At 41.6% G+C, this 16,104-nt stretch carries 15 protein-coding genes; 9 read left to right on the top strand and 6 right to left on the bottom strand.

Annotation, left to right across the window (positions count from 1 at the left end; translation table 11 throughout):
* Positions 1–246: 246 nt before the first annotated feature.
* Positions 247–2,415, bottom strand: coding sequence for a carboxy terminal-processing peptidase (locus ACOVQQ_RS08705; protein ID WP_298148088.1), 2,169 nt, complete (start codon positions 2,413–2,415; stop codon positions 247–249).
* A gap of 221 nt (positions 2,416–2,636) precedes the next feature.
* On the opposite strand from ACOVQQ_RS08705, the gene surE reads away from it, so the two are divergent.
* From surE to ACOVQQ_RS08680, 5 genes are all read left to right on the top strand, one after another.
* Entirely contained in the window at positions 2,637–3,419 is a 783-nt protein-coding gene (gene surE, locus ACOVQQ_RS08700; protein WP_421817855.1) for a 5'/3'-nucleotidase SurE, read from the top strand.
* Positions 3,412–3,687, top strand: a complete 276-nt coding sequence (locus ACOVQQ_RS08695) for a hypothetical protein (protein WP_421817854.1) — start codon at positions 3,412–3,414, stop codon at positions 3,685–3,687. Before surE ends, ACOVQQ_RS08695 begins: the two co-directional genes overlap by 8 nt.
* Before the next feature lies 1 nt (position 3,688).
* A complete protein-coding gene (lpxB, locus tag ACOVQQ_RS08690) occupies positions 3,689–4,810 on the top strand; it encodes a lipid-A-disaccharide synthase (RefSeq protein WP_421817853.1) in 1,122 nt (373 codons plus the stop codon).
* Between the two features lie 152 nt (positions 4,811–4,962).
* On the top strand, positions 4,963–5,685 hold the full coding sequence (locus tag ACOVQQ_RS08685) for a C40 family peptidase (protein WP_421817852.1): 723 nt from the start codon (positions 4,963–4,965) through the stop codon (positions 5,683–5,685).
* Positions 5,686–5,873: 188 nt separating this feature from the next.
* On the top strand, positions 5,874–7,868 hold the full coding sequence (locus ACOVQQ_RS08680) for a ComEC/Rec2 family competence protein (RefSeq protein WP_421817851.1): 1,995 nt from the start codon (positions 5,874–5,876) through the stop codon (positions 7,866–7,868).
* Between the two features lie 50 nt (positions 7,869–7,918).
* Here the strand turns inward: ACOVQQ_RS08680 and ACOVQQ_RS08675 are convergent, their stop codons facing one another.
* The 4 genes from ACOVQQ_RS08675 to ACOVQQ_RS08660 are packed head-to-tail and all read right to left on the bottom strand — an operon-like array spanning position 7,919 to position 12,030.
* Entirely contained in the window at positions 7,919–8,389 is a 471-nt protein-coding gene (locus ACOVQQ_RS08675; RefSeq protein WP_421817850.1) for a thioredoxin family protein, read from the bottom strand.
* Between the two features lie 2 nt (positions 8,390–8,391).
* Positions 8,392–8,844: a thioredoxin family protein gene (locus ACOVQQ_RS08670; protein WP_421817849.1), complete on the bottom strand. Its 453-nt coding sequence runs from the start codon at positions 8,842–8,844 to the stop codon at positions 8,392–8,394.
* 31 nt (positions 8,845–8,875) lie between these two features.
* Positions 8,876–10,372 carry a peptide MFS transporter gene (locus ACOVQQ_RS08665; protein ID WP_421817848.1) on the bottom strand — a complete coding sequence of 499 codons (1,497 nt, stop codon included), beginning with the start codon at positions 10,370–10,372 and terminating at the stop codon, positions 8,876–8,878.
* Positions 10,372–12,030, bottom strand: a complete 1,659-nt coding sequence (locus ACOVQQ_RS08660) for a peptide MFS transporter (protein WP_421817866.1) — start codon at positions 12,028–12,030, stop codon at positions 10,372–10,374. Before ACOVQQ_RS08660 ends, ACOVQQ_RS08665 begins: the two co-directional genes overlap by 1 nt.
* A 148-nt stretch (positions 12,031–12,178) precedes the next feature.
* Between ACOVQQ_RS08660 and ACOVQQ_RS08655 the strand changes: the two genes are divergently transcribed.
* Positions 12,179–12,967 (top strand): DUF3050 domain-containing protein, encoded by a 789-nt coding sequence (locus ACOVQQ_RS08655; RefSeq protein WP_421817847.1) that lies wholly within the window; start codon positions 12,179–12,181, stop codon positions 12,965–12,967.
* 292 nt (positions 12,968–13,259) lie between these two features.
* On the opposite strand, the gene pepE is transcribed toward ACOVQQ_RS08655, so the two are convergent.
* Positions 13,260–13,964 (bottom strand): dipeptidase PepE, encoded by a 705-nt coding sequence (gene pepE / locus ACOVQQ_RS08650; RefSeq protein ID WP_421817846.1) that lies wholly within the window; start codon positions 13,962–13,964, stop codon positions 13,260–13,262.
* An 83-nt stretch (positions 13,965–14,047) separates the two neighbouring features.
* Here pepE and ACOVQQ_RS08645 point away from each other — a divergent pair, with 83 nt between their 5' ends.
* From ACOVQQ_RS08645 to ACOVQQ_RS08635, 3 genes are read left to right on the top strand one after another with little or no spacing between them, the layout of a single operon-like run.
* A complete protein-coding gene (locus ACOVQQ_RS08645) occupies positions 14,048–14,734 on the top strand; it encodes a hypothetical protein (RefSeq protein WP_298148068.1) in 687 nt (228 codons plus the stop codon).
* Between the two features lie 30 nt (positions 14,735–14,764).
* Positions 14,765–15,466, top strand: a complete 702-nt coding sequence (locus tag ACOVQQ_RS08640) for a hypothetical protein (protein ID WP_421817845.1) — start codon at positions 14,765–14,767, stop codon at positions 15,464–15,466.
* Between the two features lie 50 nt (positions 15,467–15,516).
* Positions 15,517–16,023, top strand: coding sequence for a DUF6702 family protein (locus ACOVQQ_RS08635; RefSeq protein ID WP_421817844.1), 507 nt, complete (start codon positions 15,517–15,519; stop codon positions 16,021–16,023).
* Positions 16,024–16,104: the final 81 nt, after the last annotated feature.

The following is a 16,104-nucleotide window of genomic DNA, read 5'->3' as shown; positions in this document are numbered from 1 at the left end:
TGTTACGTTTTTCTGCGTTAAGGACAGCAGCGGTATAAATTGCAGGCAAAAGGCTTTTGTTACCGACAAGGGAAAGCGACCAACGGAAGCTTGCCCTGGCGTTGTACCAAAGGCTTTTGACTAAATTTATATCAGCGAATGGCCTGACGGCAAAAATAGCAAACCGCAGTAGTGAACGGGCATAAACTTTTATACGGTTCGTGTACTACTGCGGTTAGCTGTTTTGCCGGAACGCCCAGAAAAAAATTACGATTTAATTGCTTTTTCTTTCTTCTTTACGTTTACCACGGGCTTGGTTCCCGATACGTTGTTTAAATCGCTCAAAACGTTGAGCGCTTCTTCCATGTACGCATCTTTCTGAAGTTGCTCGTGCCAACGGTTGCGTTTTTCTTTCAGAATACTGTCTTTTTCGATTTGCGCCAACTCGTAAGGCAACGATTTATACACGTAGTTGGTTTTGTAATCGTTAATCGACTTGTATCTTTTCGATTCGTTTTCCAGCTGATCTTGCTCTTTTTTGAACTGTTGTAAATTTAAACTGTACACCAATTCGTCTTTGCGCTTGCTCAACCATTTGGCATTTTGATCGATAAGCTGAAACTGTTTGCTCGCCGCCACACGCTTTTTACTGTTTTCGATAGCCGCTTGAATGGCCGTTTTATATGTCGACGTTTTGTAATCGGCGGGTGCAATTTTGTCCCAAGCCATGGCATTAGGCATGTCGCGCTCGCCAATTTCGATATAACTGTAGCGATCTGGAATGCTCACATCGCTGCTCACACCTTTTAGTTGCGTAGAGCCGCCGTTAATGCGGTAGAACTTTTGCGTTGTAGTTTTCACCGCACCTAAATCGCCCACCGAGCTGTTTCGAACCAATTGGTTGAGGTCGATTACGTTTTGAACTGTTCCTTTTCCGTACGATTGCTTGCTTCCAATAACTACGCCACGACCGTAATCTTGCATCGCAGCAGCTAGAATTTCTGAGGCTGAAGCCGAGAAGTTATTGATCATAAGTACCAGCGGACCGTCCCATTGAACGCGCGAGTCGGTATCGGCTAAAACTTCCTGTTCTTTACCTGCCGATTTCACTTGAACTACCGGACCTTTATCGATAAACAAACCAGCGATATCAACCACAGTTCGCAAGGATCCTCCGCCGTTATCGCGTAAATCCATTACCAAGCCGTCGATATTTTCTTTTTTCAAACGTTCGATTTCCAACGCAACGTCTTTGGCGGCATCGCGGCGGTCTTTGTTTTCAAAATCGATGTAAAATTTCGGTAAGTGGATGATGCCGTAGCGTTTGCCATCTTTTTCGACTACGCTCGATTTAGCATAGGTTTCTTCGATTTCAACCACATCGCGAATGATCGAAATCACTTTAATCGAACCGTCTACTTTTTTCACGGTTAAGCGCACTTCGGTTCCTTTTTTACCTTTAATTTTCTTAACAACATCGTCGAGACGCATGCCCACAACGTCAACGGGTTCGGCAGCGCCTTGTGCCACTTTCATGATCACGTCGCCGGGTTCGAGTTGTTTATCGCGCCAAGCGGGTCCGCCAGAAATAAGTTCTGTAATTTCGGTGAAGTCGTTTTTCTTTTGTAAACGGGCACCAATTCCTTCGAGCGTTCCCGAAATACTGAGGTCGAATTTGTCTTTATCTTCCGGTGCAAAGTAATTGGTATGTGGGTCGAAACCTTCGGCAATAGAATTTACGAAGATGGCAAACCAGTCTTCGCGGTTCAAATCTTTTACAAAGCTGAAATAATCGTCGAGCGATTTTTCAGAGCTTTCGCGGGTTTCTTTTTCTAAATCGGCATACGATTTTGCTTTGTAGTTTGCATCGGCTTTTGCTTTGTCTTCTTCCAATTTGAGTTTATCGGTTAAAGACGACAAGGTTCCGAGCTTGATTTGTTTTCTCCAACGATCTTTGAGCGCACTGATTGAGTTCGCGTAGGGCATTTTCTCGTAATCGGTATCAAACGTCTCATTTTCGTCGTAGTTGAACGGTTTTGCAAGCAGATCTTTGTAAAATGATTTGCTTTCTTGCATGCGTTCCATCAAACGATTGTAAGTGAGATTAAAAAACGTTAGATCTTTATTATTGATTTGATCGTCGATTTCCAATTCGTATTTTTTAAACTCTTCGATATCCGATGCTAGGAAAAAGCGTTTCGCTGGATCGAGCGCCTCGATGTACTCTTTGTACACGCTTTTGCTGAAATTATCGTCGATATTTTTCGGATCGTAATGTCCTTTTTGTAAAACAAAAGCCAGCAATTCAAGTAATAATTTGTCTTTCTCATCATTGTTGGACGACTTTGGAAAAAACGACCACAATGCCACGCAAAGCACTAATAGTGCTGCGATTATCTTAAAATTCTTTTTCATAAAATCTATCAGAGTTTTCATCTAAAACAATAACTAAGGTAAGTAAAAACCGTGCCGATACTTTTTGCTGCGCTATAATTTTTTGTTAAACCAATAACTATTTGGTTTATTGATTGTTAGTGCATTTTGGCGTCAGAAACGAATCGGAAGCGAAATCAGCTTAGTTGCCCCACTAAAATTAGTTATTTTTGGGGTTTGACGCAATGTCTTCGCGTTCGTTACAAATTTAAACAATAGTTGTCATGCAGTCTAGTGAAACAAGCAGGCCTTTAATTCTAGTTACCAACGACGATGGGGTTACCGCACCCGGCATTCGAACGCTAATTTCGGAAATGCGTTTACTTGGCGATGTTTTGGTCGTGGCGCCCGACAAACCACAAAGTGCCACGGGACATGCGATTACGATTAACAATACACTGTATCTGCAAAAGTTGAGCAACGACGGTAGTTTTGAAGAGTACAGTTGTTCGGGTACGCCGGTAGATTGTGTGAAATTTGCTGTTAATGAAATCTTGCATCGAAAGCCCGATTTGTGTGTTTCGGGAATCAATCACGGCAGTAATGCGTCGATCAATGTTATTTATTCGGGAACGATGAGCGCGGCCGTAGAAGCTGGGATCGAAGGTATACCTGCTATTGGATTTTCGCTCAGCGATTACAACTGGGATGCAAACTTTGAGCCGTGCCGACGTTTTGTTCGCAGTATTGCGGCTCAGGTTTTGGCAAACGGATTACCTAAAGGTGTGGTTTTAAATGTGAACTTTCCGCATCCGGACAAGGAGTTTCTAGGAGTAAAGATATGCAGGCAGGCAAATGCCATGTGGCAAGAAAAGTTCGATAAGCGCGTTTCGCCATTAGGGAAAAGTTATTACTGGCTTACCGGAACCTTTGTAAATTTGGATCAGGGAACCGATACGGATGAGCATGCTTTGGAAGCAGGCTACGTTTCGATTGTTCCGACGCAGTTCGATTTAACGGCACATCACGCCATTTCAGAACTTAATACATGGAATTGGAATGAGTAATTGGAAAGAACTTTTTATTGGAGCGCTATTGGCAATACTTCTGACAGTAGTAACATCGGTATTGTTTATCTATTTGCTAACACCGTATAGTTATATGCCAGGACTTGAATTGCTTCATCAGCAGCATAAGTTGGGAAAACTTATTACCATTTGCAGTATCCCAAACTTGGGACTATTTTTTTGGTTGATGTACAAGAAGCGCGATTTTCTGGCGCGTGGTATTGTGCTGGGTGCCATTTTGCTTACGCTTTTAACTTTGTTCCTGTAACATGAAATATTACATTATAGCTGGAGAGGCTTCGGGCGATTTACACGGTTCGAATTTGATTAAAGAATTGGTACAGCTCGATGTACAAGCTGAAATTCGCGCATGGGGTGGCGAATTAATGGAAAGTGCGGGAGCGAAGGTGGTGAAAAACTACCGTGACTTAGCGTTCATGGGTTTTGCTGAGGTGGTAAAGAATCTGGGAACAATTATAAAGAATATTGCTTTTTGCAAAAATGATATCGCCGCATTTAAACCCGATGTGTTGATTTTAATCGATTATCCCGGTTTTAACATGCGAATTGCCAAGTGGGCGAAACAAAATGGTATTCGCGTACATTATTATATATCGCCACAAATTTGGGCTTGGAAAGAAAGTAGGATTAAGGCGATAAAGCGAGATGTAGATCGCATGTTTGTTATTTTACCGTTTGAGAAATCGTTTTACGAAGACAAACACCAATTTAAAGTGGATTACGTCGGACATCCGTTGTTGGATGCGATGGCTCAGCGCAATTACGACGATTTCGATACCTTCTGCGCCAAGCATCAATTAAACAACAAACCGAAGATTGTTTTCTTGCCAGGTAGTAGAAAGCAAGAAATCGAGAAAATGCTTGCGCAGATGCTTAAGATGGTAGCGTATTATCCGGAATACGAGTTTGTCATTGCAGGAGCGCCTGGGCAAGAAGCAGCGTTTTACAAAAAGTTTATTTCCAATTATCAAGTAAAGCTACTCTTTGGCGTTACTTACGATTTGCTGCATCACTCTACTGCTGCCTTGGTAACCTCAGGAACAGCAACATTAGAAACGGCTTTGTTCAAAGTTCCCGAAGTTGTTTGCTATCGCGGTAGTTTTATTTCCTATCATATTGCAAAACGTATTTTGACTTTGAAATATATTTCGTTGGTGAATTTGATCATGGATCGAGAAATTGTAACCGAATTGATACAAGATCGGTTTAACGAAAGGAATTTGAAGTCGGAATTAGATCGCTGCTTAGCTCCGGAACACCGCGCGAAAATGTTGCACGATTACGAGGCATTGATTGCAAAATTGGGGAGTTTCGGTGCGAGTCGACGTACAGCGGAATTGATTCTCGCCGATTTGCAAGTTGTTAATTAACAGTTATTAAGATTTTTTCGAATCGAAATTCAGGCAATTATTTCTATTTTTGCCGTCCGAGTATTGTACTACGGCACGAATTTTGCCGTTATGCTCCGACACAGTTTTATTAATAAAGCTAAAGACATCGTCTGAAAAATAAAAAGTAAACTATGACGCGATTGAGATTCTTTTTTCTGATTTCCTTTTTGATGTTCACATTTGTGGGTTCGTCGCAAATTATTACGTCTAAGAAGCAAGCCATGAAAAAAGGCGTTTACCAACCGCGTACAGAAACTACGTCGACTGCTGCAACAAAAACTTCTACTGAAACAGCTGCTGCAACGCAAAAAGTTCCGGCCGTAACAAAGTCAGCAGCAACGCAGAAACCAGCTTCGAAACCCGAAGTTGCGGTTGCAAAGCCTAAACCACAAGCGAAGCCTTCAAAAAAGAATATCATCAATGAAGAACCCGATTCCGACTTGGTGTTTCCGTCTTTCACAAATTATTTAGGCAACCAAATGATCAATAATGCTATGGGATTTCTCGGAGTTCGTTACCGCGGTGGTGGAACCACTCCTGCTGGTATGGACTGCTCGGGCATGGTAACTGCGGTACTCAATATTTTTGATATCAAAATGCCGCGCAGTTCCCACGAAATGGCGCAAGTAGGTGAGAAAGTAGATTTAGCCGATGTACAAGCCGGCGATTTGATTTTTTTCAAAACCAACGGGCGAAGCGTCATCAATCACGTGGGTATGGTTGTCGAGATTATCGGCGATGAAATTAAATTCATTCACTCGTCGACCAATAAAGGCGTTATAATTTCATCTACAAAAGAGCCTTATTACAAAAGGAGTTTCGTTCAAATAAACCGAATTCCGAACAAAGCGTAAATTTTTTGAAATTTACGGTTTTTCCGTAAAATTATTTTTTCCGACCCTTCTACTTTTACCGTGTTGAAAGAAGCGATTGTTTTCCGAAACATCCAATCTCATGCCACGTAGATAATTAAGTGGAAGGCTTTTGCTGATTTCGACTGGGTTATTTAATTGTAAAAGGAGCTTCGGCTCCTTTTTTTCTCATGAATCAGTTGCAATTTCCAATATCGAAAACAGCAGTTGCGTTCCTTGTAGGAATCGTGCTGGGTTTCTTTTGTGCGATTCCGTTGCTGTTGTTAGTTCCGGCGAGTCTGCTGCTTTGTTGGTTTTCGGTCGGAAAGTTTCGAAGAACATTCGATACCCGCGGTACATTTCGAAGCCTTGCGGTGTACTTGCTAGCGCTTTTTTGTGGAGCAATTTGTACGAGCCTTTACAGCCGTAATCAGGTTTCTAATTTTCAATTTAACAAACCTGAATACGTATTGGTAAAGCCTTTTGAACGCCTACGAAACGGTTCAAACAACAAACGTTTTTATGCTGAAGTTTATCGGACTAAAGAGAAAGCGTATTTAGGAAAGGCAGTTGTTTACGTTTCGGAAGCCGACACAGCCGTTGCCATTGGACGTATTGTTCACACGTACGGTCGTTTTTCAAAGTTGCAGCCACCAAAAAATCCAGGAGCTTTTGATTACAAAGCGTATTTAAATCGGAAGGGCATTAGTGCGCAAATTCATTTGAATCGTTGCGCGTACACCACTGCTCGTTCGACAGATTGGAGTATTCGAACCGTTGCCGAATCGTGGCGCAATACCGCTGAGCAAAACTTAGCGCGCAGCCAATTGTCGGCAAACGTGCAAGCCATGCTTATGGCACTTGTTTTAGGGCAGCAGCAAGGAATGAGTGAAAACATCACCGAGGAGTATCGCGTTGCCGGCGCCGTTCATATTTTATCGGTTAGTGGTTTGCATATCGGCATTTTGGTGCTTTGTATGTACGCATTTTTGAACAAATTACCTAACACACCTGCTTGGCGCTTCGGTAAATTACTGACTTTGCTGCTGATTTTGTGGCTGTTTGCTTTTTTAGCAGGATTTGGTCCTTCGGTCGTACGTTCGGTATTTATGGTGTCCTTTGTTTTGATTGGGAAGTTTATCAATCGCAAAACAAATTCCATTCATACACTCATTGCCTCGGCAGTAATTTTATTGGCGATTCATCCGGTTTATTTATTCGACGTTGGATTTCAATTGAGTTATTTGTCGCTGCTATCAATTTTAATTCTGCAACCGCGTTTCTCTTCCTTGTTTGAAAGCAGATTTCGAATTGTGAACTACTTTCGCGATTTGATGAGTGTTTCACTCGCAGCACAACTGGGCACAGCACCATTAACAGTACTCTATTTTCACCAGTTTTCGTTTTTATTTTTGATTTCGAATTTGATTTTGATTCCTGTTTTGGGAATAGTTATGATAGCAGCAACTTTAGCTGTCTTGATTAGTTTGTTTACAGTTATACCGGACTTTTACGCCAAAATAGTTTCGTTTTTAATTGATGGTATGAACAGCTGTGTAGACTTTCTATCTGATTTCAGGCAGTTGGTTTTTGAGAACATATCTTTTTCAGGCTGGCAATGTCTGCTAACCTATTTTTTGCTGGTTTTTTTGATCTTGTACTGTAGTACTAGACATTACAAATATCTCTATGCAGTAGGTGTGGTGTTGCTAAGTTTTCAACTCGGAAGTTTGGCGGAGAAATTAATTTTATCTGATACGCATACTTTAACGGTAGTGTATCAACGGTCGGCACCAATTTTAATTGAACAAAAGAATGATCACGCAACTGTTTTTACTGCGAAGAGATCTTCGATTGAATCCGTTTTGAACGATTATGTGCGCCAAGCAAAAGTTCGTAATTGGAGTTTCGCTTCGTCGAAGCATTATTTCCGAGTAAACGAAAAGCAATTGGTGTATGTGGACACAAATTTTGTAGATGAATCGCTTCGCAACGCACATATCTTCATTCTAAACAAGGCGGCACGAATCAATGTACAGCGATTGATCGAGCAATACCAGCCGGAGTGTGTAGTGGCTTGCGCCGATGTTCCGCTTTATTTAGAACGAATGTGGAAAGAAAGCTGCTGCGCAAATCGTATTCGTTTTTACAGCGTTCGAGAGCGTGGAGCAATCAGCATAAAATAAGCCGTATTCGTGTTAAGAAATACGGCTTAGCTAGTATTTTATTGATAAAATTACTTCTTTTTGTTGGCTATGATTTGTTCGGCACCCGTAATCCAAGCCGCTGGGCCACCAGCAACGTAACCAGTACTTCCAAGACGTTCGAGGTTTGCCGTGTTCTTTTTGTCGACATCAACAATCCAAACCGTAGGATAACCGCGCACGTTAAATAGCTTTTGCAGATTCATATTCTGCGTTTTAATATTCTCGTCGAGTGTTTTTCTTCTTGGAAAATCGAGTTCAACTAAAATCACGTTTTTTGCTGCCCAACTTTTAAATTCGGGTGTTTGAAAAACTTCTTTTTGCAATTTAATGCACCAGCCGCACCAGTCTGAACCTGTGAAAAAAAGCATCAAAGGCTTCTTTTTCTTTACGGCAATCGTTGAAGCTTCTTCCATGTTTGTGTACCACTTTAATTCTTGGGCTTGTATGGAAGGCGCGGCAAATAGAAGGCAGATTAGCAGTAACTTAAAAGTGCTTTTCATATTTATTTAATTCGTGCAATCAAATTTTCTGGAGTGTGGTAGCCAACGATTGTTTCTTTGATCTCACCTTCTGGAGAAATTATTACCATCGATGGATAACCGGGAACTTTCAAGAATTGCGCAAACTGATGTTGGGAATTACGACCTTTTTTGTTTGGGTCGTAACCCGGATTTGAGTAGGTCTCGCCTTTAAAGTTCACTTCGCCGTTACCTTCTGCGTTGAATTTTACTGCGTAGTATTTTTCATTAATAATAGCTGTTACGCTTGGATCAACGAAAGTGTTTTTATCCAACATTTTACATGGTCCGCACCAAGTGGTGTAAACATCCATGAAAATAGGTTTTGGATTTTTTTGTTGCGCAACTAGGGCTTCTTCCAAAGTAAGCCATTTAACTTCTTGGCTCATTCCCAAAAATGAGACCAAAAGAAAACCGAATAAGAGTATTTTTTTCATACTAACCATTTTACAAAATTCGTGCCTGAAATTATTTTACACTGCCTGTTAATCGCTTTATGTAAGGCGAAAGCAATAATAGTAAAATTCCTGCTAATAACGCATATAATGCCAGCAGCTTGTATTCAGCGGTGTAGACTTGTAGTTTCTCAAAATTCGACATATTTTTTGCCGATTTTGCGATTCCTGCGCCTAAAATTCCAGCCATGTACTGTCCGTATGCACTCGCTAAAAACCACATTCCCATCATCACTCCTTGAATTTTTTCAGGAGCTAATTTTGTTACTGCCGACATTCCGATAGGCGACAAACACAATTCACCGAAAGTAATCACCAACCAACCCAAGGTAAATAATTCAAGAGAAGTAAGTCCGCTCTCTGAAGCGAAGTTCTTACCGAGAAAGAAAATTAGAAATCCGCCTGCTAGAAATAAAAATCCAAATCCAAATTTCGAGGTTGTTGAAGGTTCTAGTTTTCTTGTCGAGAGCCAAACCCAAAACAAACCAACAAGGGTTGCAAAAAGGATAACAAATAATGAATTCGCGGAGTTGTTTACGCCGTTTGGATCGAGTGTGAGACCAAAGAATGTATTGTGCAGATTTTCAGCCGCGTATAAGCTCAGTGAACCACCACTTTGTTCAAAAAATCCCCAAAAAACAATCGAAAACAGGATGAATATCAATGCTGCAATCAATTTTTTGTTTTCAACTAGAGAGAAATTTCGCATTTCATAAAAGAGATATAAAAGTGCAGCTGGACCAATTACTTCCATAAAAATATCGGTGTATTCTGGAACTGATACTAGTGTCATCAGTATCGGAATAGTTACCAAACTTCCCAGAAAAACGCTGACTTCAACCAACCTACGTTTAGACACCGTTAGATGCAATAACGGGCTCACACCGATGGTTCCCAACTTTTTTTGCGTATTGATAAATGTGAGTAAACTGATAATCATTACTACTGCTGCGAAGCTAAAGGCTACATTCCAGCGCAAATGTGTTGGAACATAGTCTGAAAAAAGCGATCCGTTTCCAACGGAAATGCATAAATAACCTCCCAAAAGCGCGCCCAGATTGATGCCTGCATAAAAAGCCGAAAAGCCCGCATCTCGACGCGTATCGCCTTCTTTATAAAGCATGCCTACAATGGTTGTGATGTTGGGTTTGAAAAATCCGGTTCCAATAATCGTAAAGCTGATGCCTAGAAAGAAGAACGATTTTGGGTCGATTGCCAAAATGACGCTTCCAGTAATCATCAGCAAGCCGCCCCAGAATAGCGACTTCCGAAAGCCGAGTATTTTATCGGCAAACAAGCCGCCAATAAACGTAAAAGCATAAACGAAAGCTTGCGTAGCGCCGTATTGTAAATTGGCTTTTTCAGTGTCGAGCAGTAGCACGTCGACCATAAAAATAACCAACATTCCGCGCATCCCGTAGAAGCAGAAACGCTCCCACATTTCGCTGAAAAATAGCGGCCAGAGTTGTTTCGGAAACTTACCCTGAAAATCTTGAATAGCTGCTGTCATTATTTTAGTCCTTTTTCGGCCATCACGCGATTGAGTTGACGCAATAAGGCAAACATCATTAACGTAGCAATCATTAATAGACCGAAATTCACCCAGAAGAAATTGGCTTTATCCGGATAAGTGTCCCATAAACTAGCTAAAACGCCGCTTAATTTGTTTCCGATTGATGTCGCAAGAAACCAACCTCCCATCATTAGTGAGGTAATTTTCGGTGGACTCAATTTCGAGACGACCGACAATCCCATCGGACTTAGAAATAATTCGCCAATTGTTATGATGCCGTAATTAGCAATGAGCCACCAAACGCTTACTTTTTCGGCGCCGTTTCCACCTGCATTTACCGCAGCAACCATAACTAAGACGGAAAGTGCGGAAATCAGTAATCCGAAAGCGATTTTTGTTGGTGTTCCCGGTTCTTTTCCACGACCGCGTAACCAAGTGAAAAACGCTACTACCAACGGCGTGAGTAAAATAACCCAACCCGGATTTATCGACTGGCTTAAGTTGGTTGCCCAAACGCTAATCGTAGCTCCGTCTTGAGGTTTTTTTTCGGCTGCCACATTTCTGAAATAGAGCGGATAAGCAACTTCTTTTTGAACAGCACCATCAACTTTTTGAAGGCGAAATTGTTCGTCGTATTTTTCAACCGTATCTTTTTTGTAATCGAGTTCTTGTGAAAGTTTTAAAGAACTAAAAACCGCTTGTGTAGAACCTGAAACTTCGCGATCCGTGTATCTGTCGGCCCAAGTATTTAAGGCAGAGCCGTTTAATTTAAAAACAGCCCAAAACAAAATTACCACAGAAAAGATGGCGAGTAGTGCGCCAATGGGTCGTTTGTCTTCTGCTTTAGCGCGAAAATACAGGGAAGCATAAAATGCAACGACCGGAATACATGCAAAAATGAATGCATCTGTTGAGTCTGATCCAAAAATGTAGCTGTCTGGATTTGTATCTGAAGCAGTTCCTTTCAATAACCAACCGATGATTCCAAAGCCAACAGAGGGTAACAAAATGTAAAGTAAGATCTTCGAAAAAGGCATATCGCCCTGCTGTACACCTTTCTTTTCTTCATAGCCGTGGTAGTGTTTACTTCCTAAAACAAAAACCAGAACGCCTACAAACATACCCAAACCAGCTGCCATAAAAGCCCATTGCCAGCCCAGTGCAATTTTTAAGGCCGCACCAAGGAAGTTACAGACAAAGGCGCCAATATTAATACCCATGTAGAAAATGTTGTATCCTTCATCTTTTTTATCCAAATAGGGCGCTTTGGAATAGAAATTACCGAGTAAAGTCGAAATATTAGGTTTGAAGAAGCCGTTGCCGAGAATTACTAATGTCATGGCAATATACAAGACCGTAATGTTGTGAACACCCATTAAAAAGTAGCCCACACCCATTAACAAACCGCCGATGATGATTGATTTTTTATAGCCTAAATAACGATCAGCGATGAGTCCGCCTAAAAAAGGTGTTAAGAAAACCAAAGCGATGAAAGTTCCGTATAAATCAGATGATTCTTTTTCGGTCATAGCAAAGCCTGCTTCAACGTCTTTGAGGTACAGCGTGAAAATGCCAATCATGAGATAATAACCGAAACGTTCCCACATTTCGGATAAGAACAAATAAGGAAGTGCTTTAGGATGATTTTTCCACATAATGATTAGAGTAAAAATCAAATGTAGTTTTTATTTTGAGAAATTGTAAGGAATCTGCGGACGCAAAAGGTTCTTAACAAGTGGTAAGGAAATTCTAAAGTTTTAAAAAACGATAAAATTAGAACGTAATTTCGCAAAAATTTTGAATATGAACGCCCACGTAGAAAAGTTACAGTTGCAAATCGTTCCGTATCGCGAGCAAATCTTAAATCATTCGCTTTACGCTGAGATGGAAACCTTAGCCGACCTGCGGATTTTTATGCAACACCACGTTTTTGCGGTATTCGACTTTATGAGTTTGTTGAAAAGTTTGCAACGCGGATTAACTTGTGTGGATCTTCCTTGGATTCCGGTTGGAAATGCCAATACCCGATTTTTAATCAATGAAATTGTTTGTGGCGAAGAGTCGGATGTGGATGAAAACGGTATTCGCATGAGCCATTTTGAAATGTATTTGAAAGCTATGCAAAATGCCGGTGCGGATACTTCGGGCATTACCTCGTTTTTGCAGCAATTACAGTCGGGTGTTGCAGTAAAGAACGTCATTGAACAAGCCGATTTAGCAACTGGCGTTACGAAATTTCTAAACACTACCTTTAATTTAGTAGCAAGCGGTAAAGTGTCGTTGCAGGCGGCCGTTTTTACCTTCGGTCGGGAAGACTTGATCCCAAATATGTTTACCTCGCTGCTGCGCGATATGGCCGTTGATTCGCCCGACGCACTGAAATCGTTTGTATATTACATAGAGCGTCATATTGAAGTTGATGGCGGTCATCACAGTCATTTAGCATTAGAAATGACTTCAGAGTTGTGCGGAACCGATGCTGCTTTGTGGGAAGCTGCAACTGCCGCTACCATCGAAGCTTTGAAAGCGCGCATCGGACTTTGGGATGCTGCTCTTGAGGCAATTCGTGCAAGTAAGTTAGTTTTTAATTAGGCTTAATCTTTGATTTTTTAGTCGGACTTCGGACGATTAATCGTTTAATAGGTAGCTATTTATGCGAGGTAATATTGCAATATTACAAATTAAAAAATGTAAATCCGAAGATTTCAGGGAAACCATTTTTTTGATAACGACTTTTCCGCGTTAAGGACAGCAGCGGCATCCCCAAAAATTGCCTCGGCCTTTGGCAGGGGATTTTTGGGATACAGCGTATGGCCTGACCGGCGCTTTTTTGCAGGAGTGCCTTTAGGCCGACGTAAAAAAAGTGCGGGGAACGCCCAAAAAATTAAATTGTACTAAAATCAGTTTCCGGTTCGAGTTCAGTTGCGCTTTGTTGCGGTGTGAACCAACGTGCAGTTAGCGCTCCTTTTAAAACGATTTTTTCGCCGGAAACTTCGAGCCAACTTCCTTCGCGGAGTCCGAGTACGGGTGTTGTATTGAAGGCGTGGTATTCTTTAATTCGCGTTTCACGTGTTTCGCCCATGTGCTTTGATTGGGCATCGGCATCCAGAAAATGCGGATTCAAATTAAAAGGCAATACACCCAAGGTTTGGAACGACGGCGGCATGACAATGGGCATGTCGTTGGTAGTTTGCATGGATTGTCCGCAAATATTGGATCCAGCCGAGCAACCTAGATACGGCGTTCCCGAATTTATAGCGTCCAAAAGCACAGGAAACAAGTTGCGTTCGTGCAATTCCTTAACCAAAACGAAGGTGTTTCCGCCGCCGGTGAAAATAGCTTGCGCATGGGTAAGCGCCGCAGCGGCATCATCAAAAGTATGTAAACCCACAACTTCTATGTCCAATTTCGCGAAAGCGATCGTAACTTTTTCGGTGTAAGCATCGTGAGAAATTCCACCGGGTCGCGCAAACGGAATAAAAACGAGTTTTGTAACACCTTGAAAATGAGATTTTAATGTATCGTTTAGGTATTCTAAATAAGCGGTTCCGTGCAGTGTTGAGGTACTGGCGATGATGAGTTTGCGCATAAAAGAAGTTTTTGGCAAATTAACACAACTTTATAGTAACACGCAGAAAACGGAATCGGGATACTTTTAAATTTGATTTTTATATGAAGTTTCGTCCGATTTTCAGTTTTCTTTTTTTGTTAACCGCGTGTGCTCAGGCGCAAATGTTGAACGGTACCGTGAAGTCGGTTAACGGAACCTTGCCGCGTGTGATTGTTTTAAATTTGAGCACCGAACAAGAAACCCGAACCGATGAGCTGGGCCGATTTAGTATTGCTGCTTCGGAAGACGACTTGATTTTGTTTGAGAAAACAGGCTACGTGAAAGCGCGACATTTGGTTGAGAAAGCCGATTTTTCGGGGAACTTTAGTCTGCTCATGGAAGAAAAACCTGAAGAATTGGAGGAAGTAATCGTGTATACGCAGTCGTATGATTTGGTGAAGATGGGCATTTTACAGAAGCAACCTAAGCGATTAACGGTTGCCGAACGACGGTTGTATACGGCACAATCGACCACCATAGATGGATTAATAAATGCGATATCGGGCCGCACTAAAATGTTGAAGCGCGCTGCCAAGCATGAGCGGTATGAACGCAATTATGAGAAGTTGAATCGCATGTTTGAAGAGTCCTACTTTACGGAATCTTTAAAAATTCCGAAAGATGATGTAGCAAGATTTTTGTATTACGCCGCTGAAAATCAGAAATTCACGGTTGTGCTTTCGAGCGGAAATCGGTTTCAAATTATGTTTGCCTTAAGTGAATTAGCCACCGAATTTAAAAAGTTTTAGATGATACGCCTGTTGTTCTTTTGTCTTTGTATGACTACGGTAGTGGCGCAACCCAGTATTTTAAAAGGTACCGTTGCGATTTCCGGCTATACGACATCGGCGGTTTTTGTGCAAAACGCTACGACCGAGCAGGAAACTCAACTAGCGGAGAATGGCAGCTTTGAGATTCTGTGCCAAGCCGACGATTTGTTGTTGTTTTATGGCGATGGCATCGATTTTTTTCGCGTGTTGGTCGAGGAAAATCATTTCAAGTCAGGCATGCGCGTGAATTTAACGGCAAAAGCAATTCCGCTGGAAGAGGTTCAAATTGCGAATTACGACGGCATGATGGCCGGTATCATTGGCTATACACCCAAGAGATATACTGTGGCCGAACGGCGTTTTAAACGCATTGCTAGTTTAGATCCTAGTATGGGTCTAGGCCCAGGGGTAGGCGGAGTTTCTTTTAGTTTAGATCCGATTATGAATAAACTCAACGGCGGAATTCGAAAGTACAAACGGGCGCTCGATGCGGAGCGGGCCGAAATTGCTCGACAGCGTGTATTCGATAAATTTGATGCTACTGAGTTAGCAAAAAGATTAAAAATTGATAAACAGCAAGTTGAAGATATGGTGCGTTTTGCGGCAGAGGAACCTGAATTCCAAAAAATAGCCAAAGAAGCTACAGATTCGGCACTTTTGTTTCAACTTTCTCGCTATTGGGTGATTTATCAAGAACATCTCAAAAAGTAAAGAACGCCGAAAGGCATAAATTGCTGCCACAGATTCCGTATTTTTGGCCTATGAAAAAGTGCTTTGTATTGTTTTTACTGATGGCTACTGCGGTGGCATCCGCCGAAAGGCCCGCACACAAATTCTACGTGTCGCTTTACAAAGTAATTCACAATGCTAAAGCCGCTCAATTTGAAATTACCGGTCGCATTTTCATAGATGATTTAAACGAAGCGTTAACATCATTTGCCAAACGCAAAACGTATTTAGGCGACAATAAACATACGCCAGCCGACGAATTGGCTTTGGAAAGTTACTTACAAAAGAAATTTACTTTTTCGATTAACGGAAAACAACAATCCCTAGAATATCTGAAATTTGAACGTGAAGACAACACCATTATCGTTTACCTTCGGGTGAAGTTTAAGGGGAAGATAAGTCGTATTGAGCTTTCAAATCCTTGTATTACAGAAGTTTACGACGAACAACAAAATATAATTCAGTTGGAGTGGAACGGTACCAAAAAGAGTGTTATTCTCACCAGCAGCGAACCTACATTTACCTATCCGAGTATATGAAATACAACCTAAGATTTTGCACTGCGGCGCTTTTAGTTAGCGCTTTTTCGATGGCACAAGAAACGCCACGTGTACCTGCGG

Source organism: Flavobacterium sp., from assembly GCF_049240005.1.
GTDB lineage: Bacteria > Bacteroidota > Bacteroidia > Flavobacteriales > Flavobacteriaceae > Flavobacterium.
The sequence above is the reverse complement of the archived record's forward strand: the minus strand, read 5'-3'. Positions and strand labels throughout refer to the sequence as shown.

Bases quoted from the DNA above. Each gene is read 5' to 3' on its own strand.
- ACOVQQ_RS08675 (WP_421817850.1), bottom strand. From the start codon at position 8,389: ATGAAAAGCACTTTTAAGTTACTGCTAATCTGCCTTCTATTTGCCGCG.
- ACOVQQ_RS08680 (WP_421817851.1), top strand. From the start codon at position 5,874: ATGAATCAGTTGCAATTTCCAATATCGAAAACAGCAGTTGCGTTCCTT.
- ACOVQQ_RS08705 (WP_298148088.1), bottom strand. From the start codon at position 2,415: ATGAAAACTCTGATAGATTTTATGAAAAAGAATTTTAAGATAATCGCA.
- lpxB (WP_421817853.1), top strand. From the start codon at position 3,689: ATGAAATATTACATTATAGCTGGAGAGGCTTCGGGCGATTTACACGGT.
- ACOVQQ_RS08655 (WP_421817847.1), top strand. From the start codon at position 12,179: ATGAACGCCCACGTAGAAAAGTTACAGTTGCAAATCGTTCCGTATCGC.
- ACOVQQ_RS08660 (WP_421817866.1), bottom strand. From the start codon at position 12,030: ATGTGGAAAAATCATCCTAAAGCACTTCCTTATTTGTTCTTATCCGAA.
- ACOVQQ_RS08665 (WP_421817848.1), bottom strand. From the start codon at position 10,372: ATGACAGCAGCTATTCAAGATTTTCAGGGTAAGTTTCCGAAACAACTC.
- ACOVQQ_RS08670 (WP_421817849.1), bottom strand. From the start codon at position 8,844: ATGAAAAAAATACTCTTATTCGGTTTTCTTTTGGTCTCATTTTTGGGA.
- ACOVQQ_RS08695 (WP_421817854.1), top strand. From the start codon at position 3,412: ATGAGTAATTGGAAAGAACTTTTTATTGGAGCGCTATTGGCAATACTT.
- ACOVQQ_RS08645 (WP_298148068.1), top strand. From the start codon at position 14,048: ATGAAGTTTCGTCCGATTTTCAGTTTTCTTTTTTTGTTAACCGCGTGT.
- ACOVQQ_RS08685 (WP_421817852.1), top strand. From the start codon at position 4,963: ATGACGCGATTGAGATTCTTTTTTCTGATTTCCTTTTTGATGTTCACA.
- ACOVQQ_RS08635 (WP_421817844.1), top strand. From the start codon at position 15,517: ATGAAAAAGTGCTTTGTATTGTTTTTACTGATGGCTACTGCGGTGGCA.
- surE (WP_421817855.1), top strand. From the start codon at position 2,637: ATGCAGTCTAGTGAAACAAGCAGGCCTTTAATTCTAGTTACCAACGAC.
- ACOVQQ_RS08640 (WP_421817845.1), top strand. From the start codon at position 14,765: ATGACTACGGTAGTGGCGCAACCCAGTATTTTAAAAGGTACCGTTGCG.
- pepE (WP_421817846.1), bottom strand. From the start codon at position 13,964: ATGCGCAAACTCATCATCGCCAGTACCTCAACACTGCACGGAACCGCT.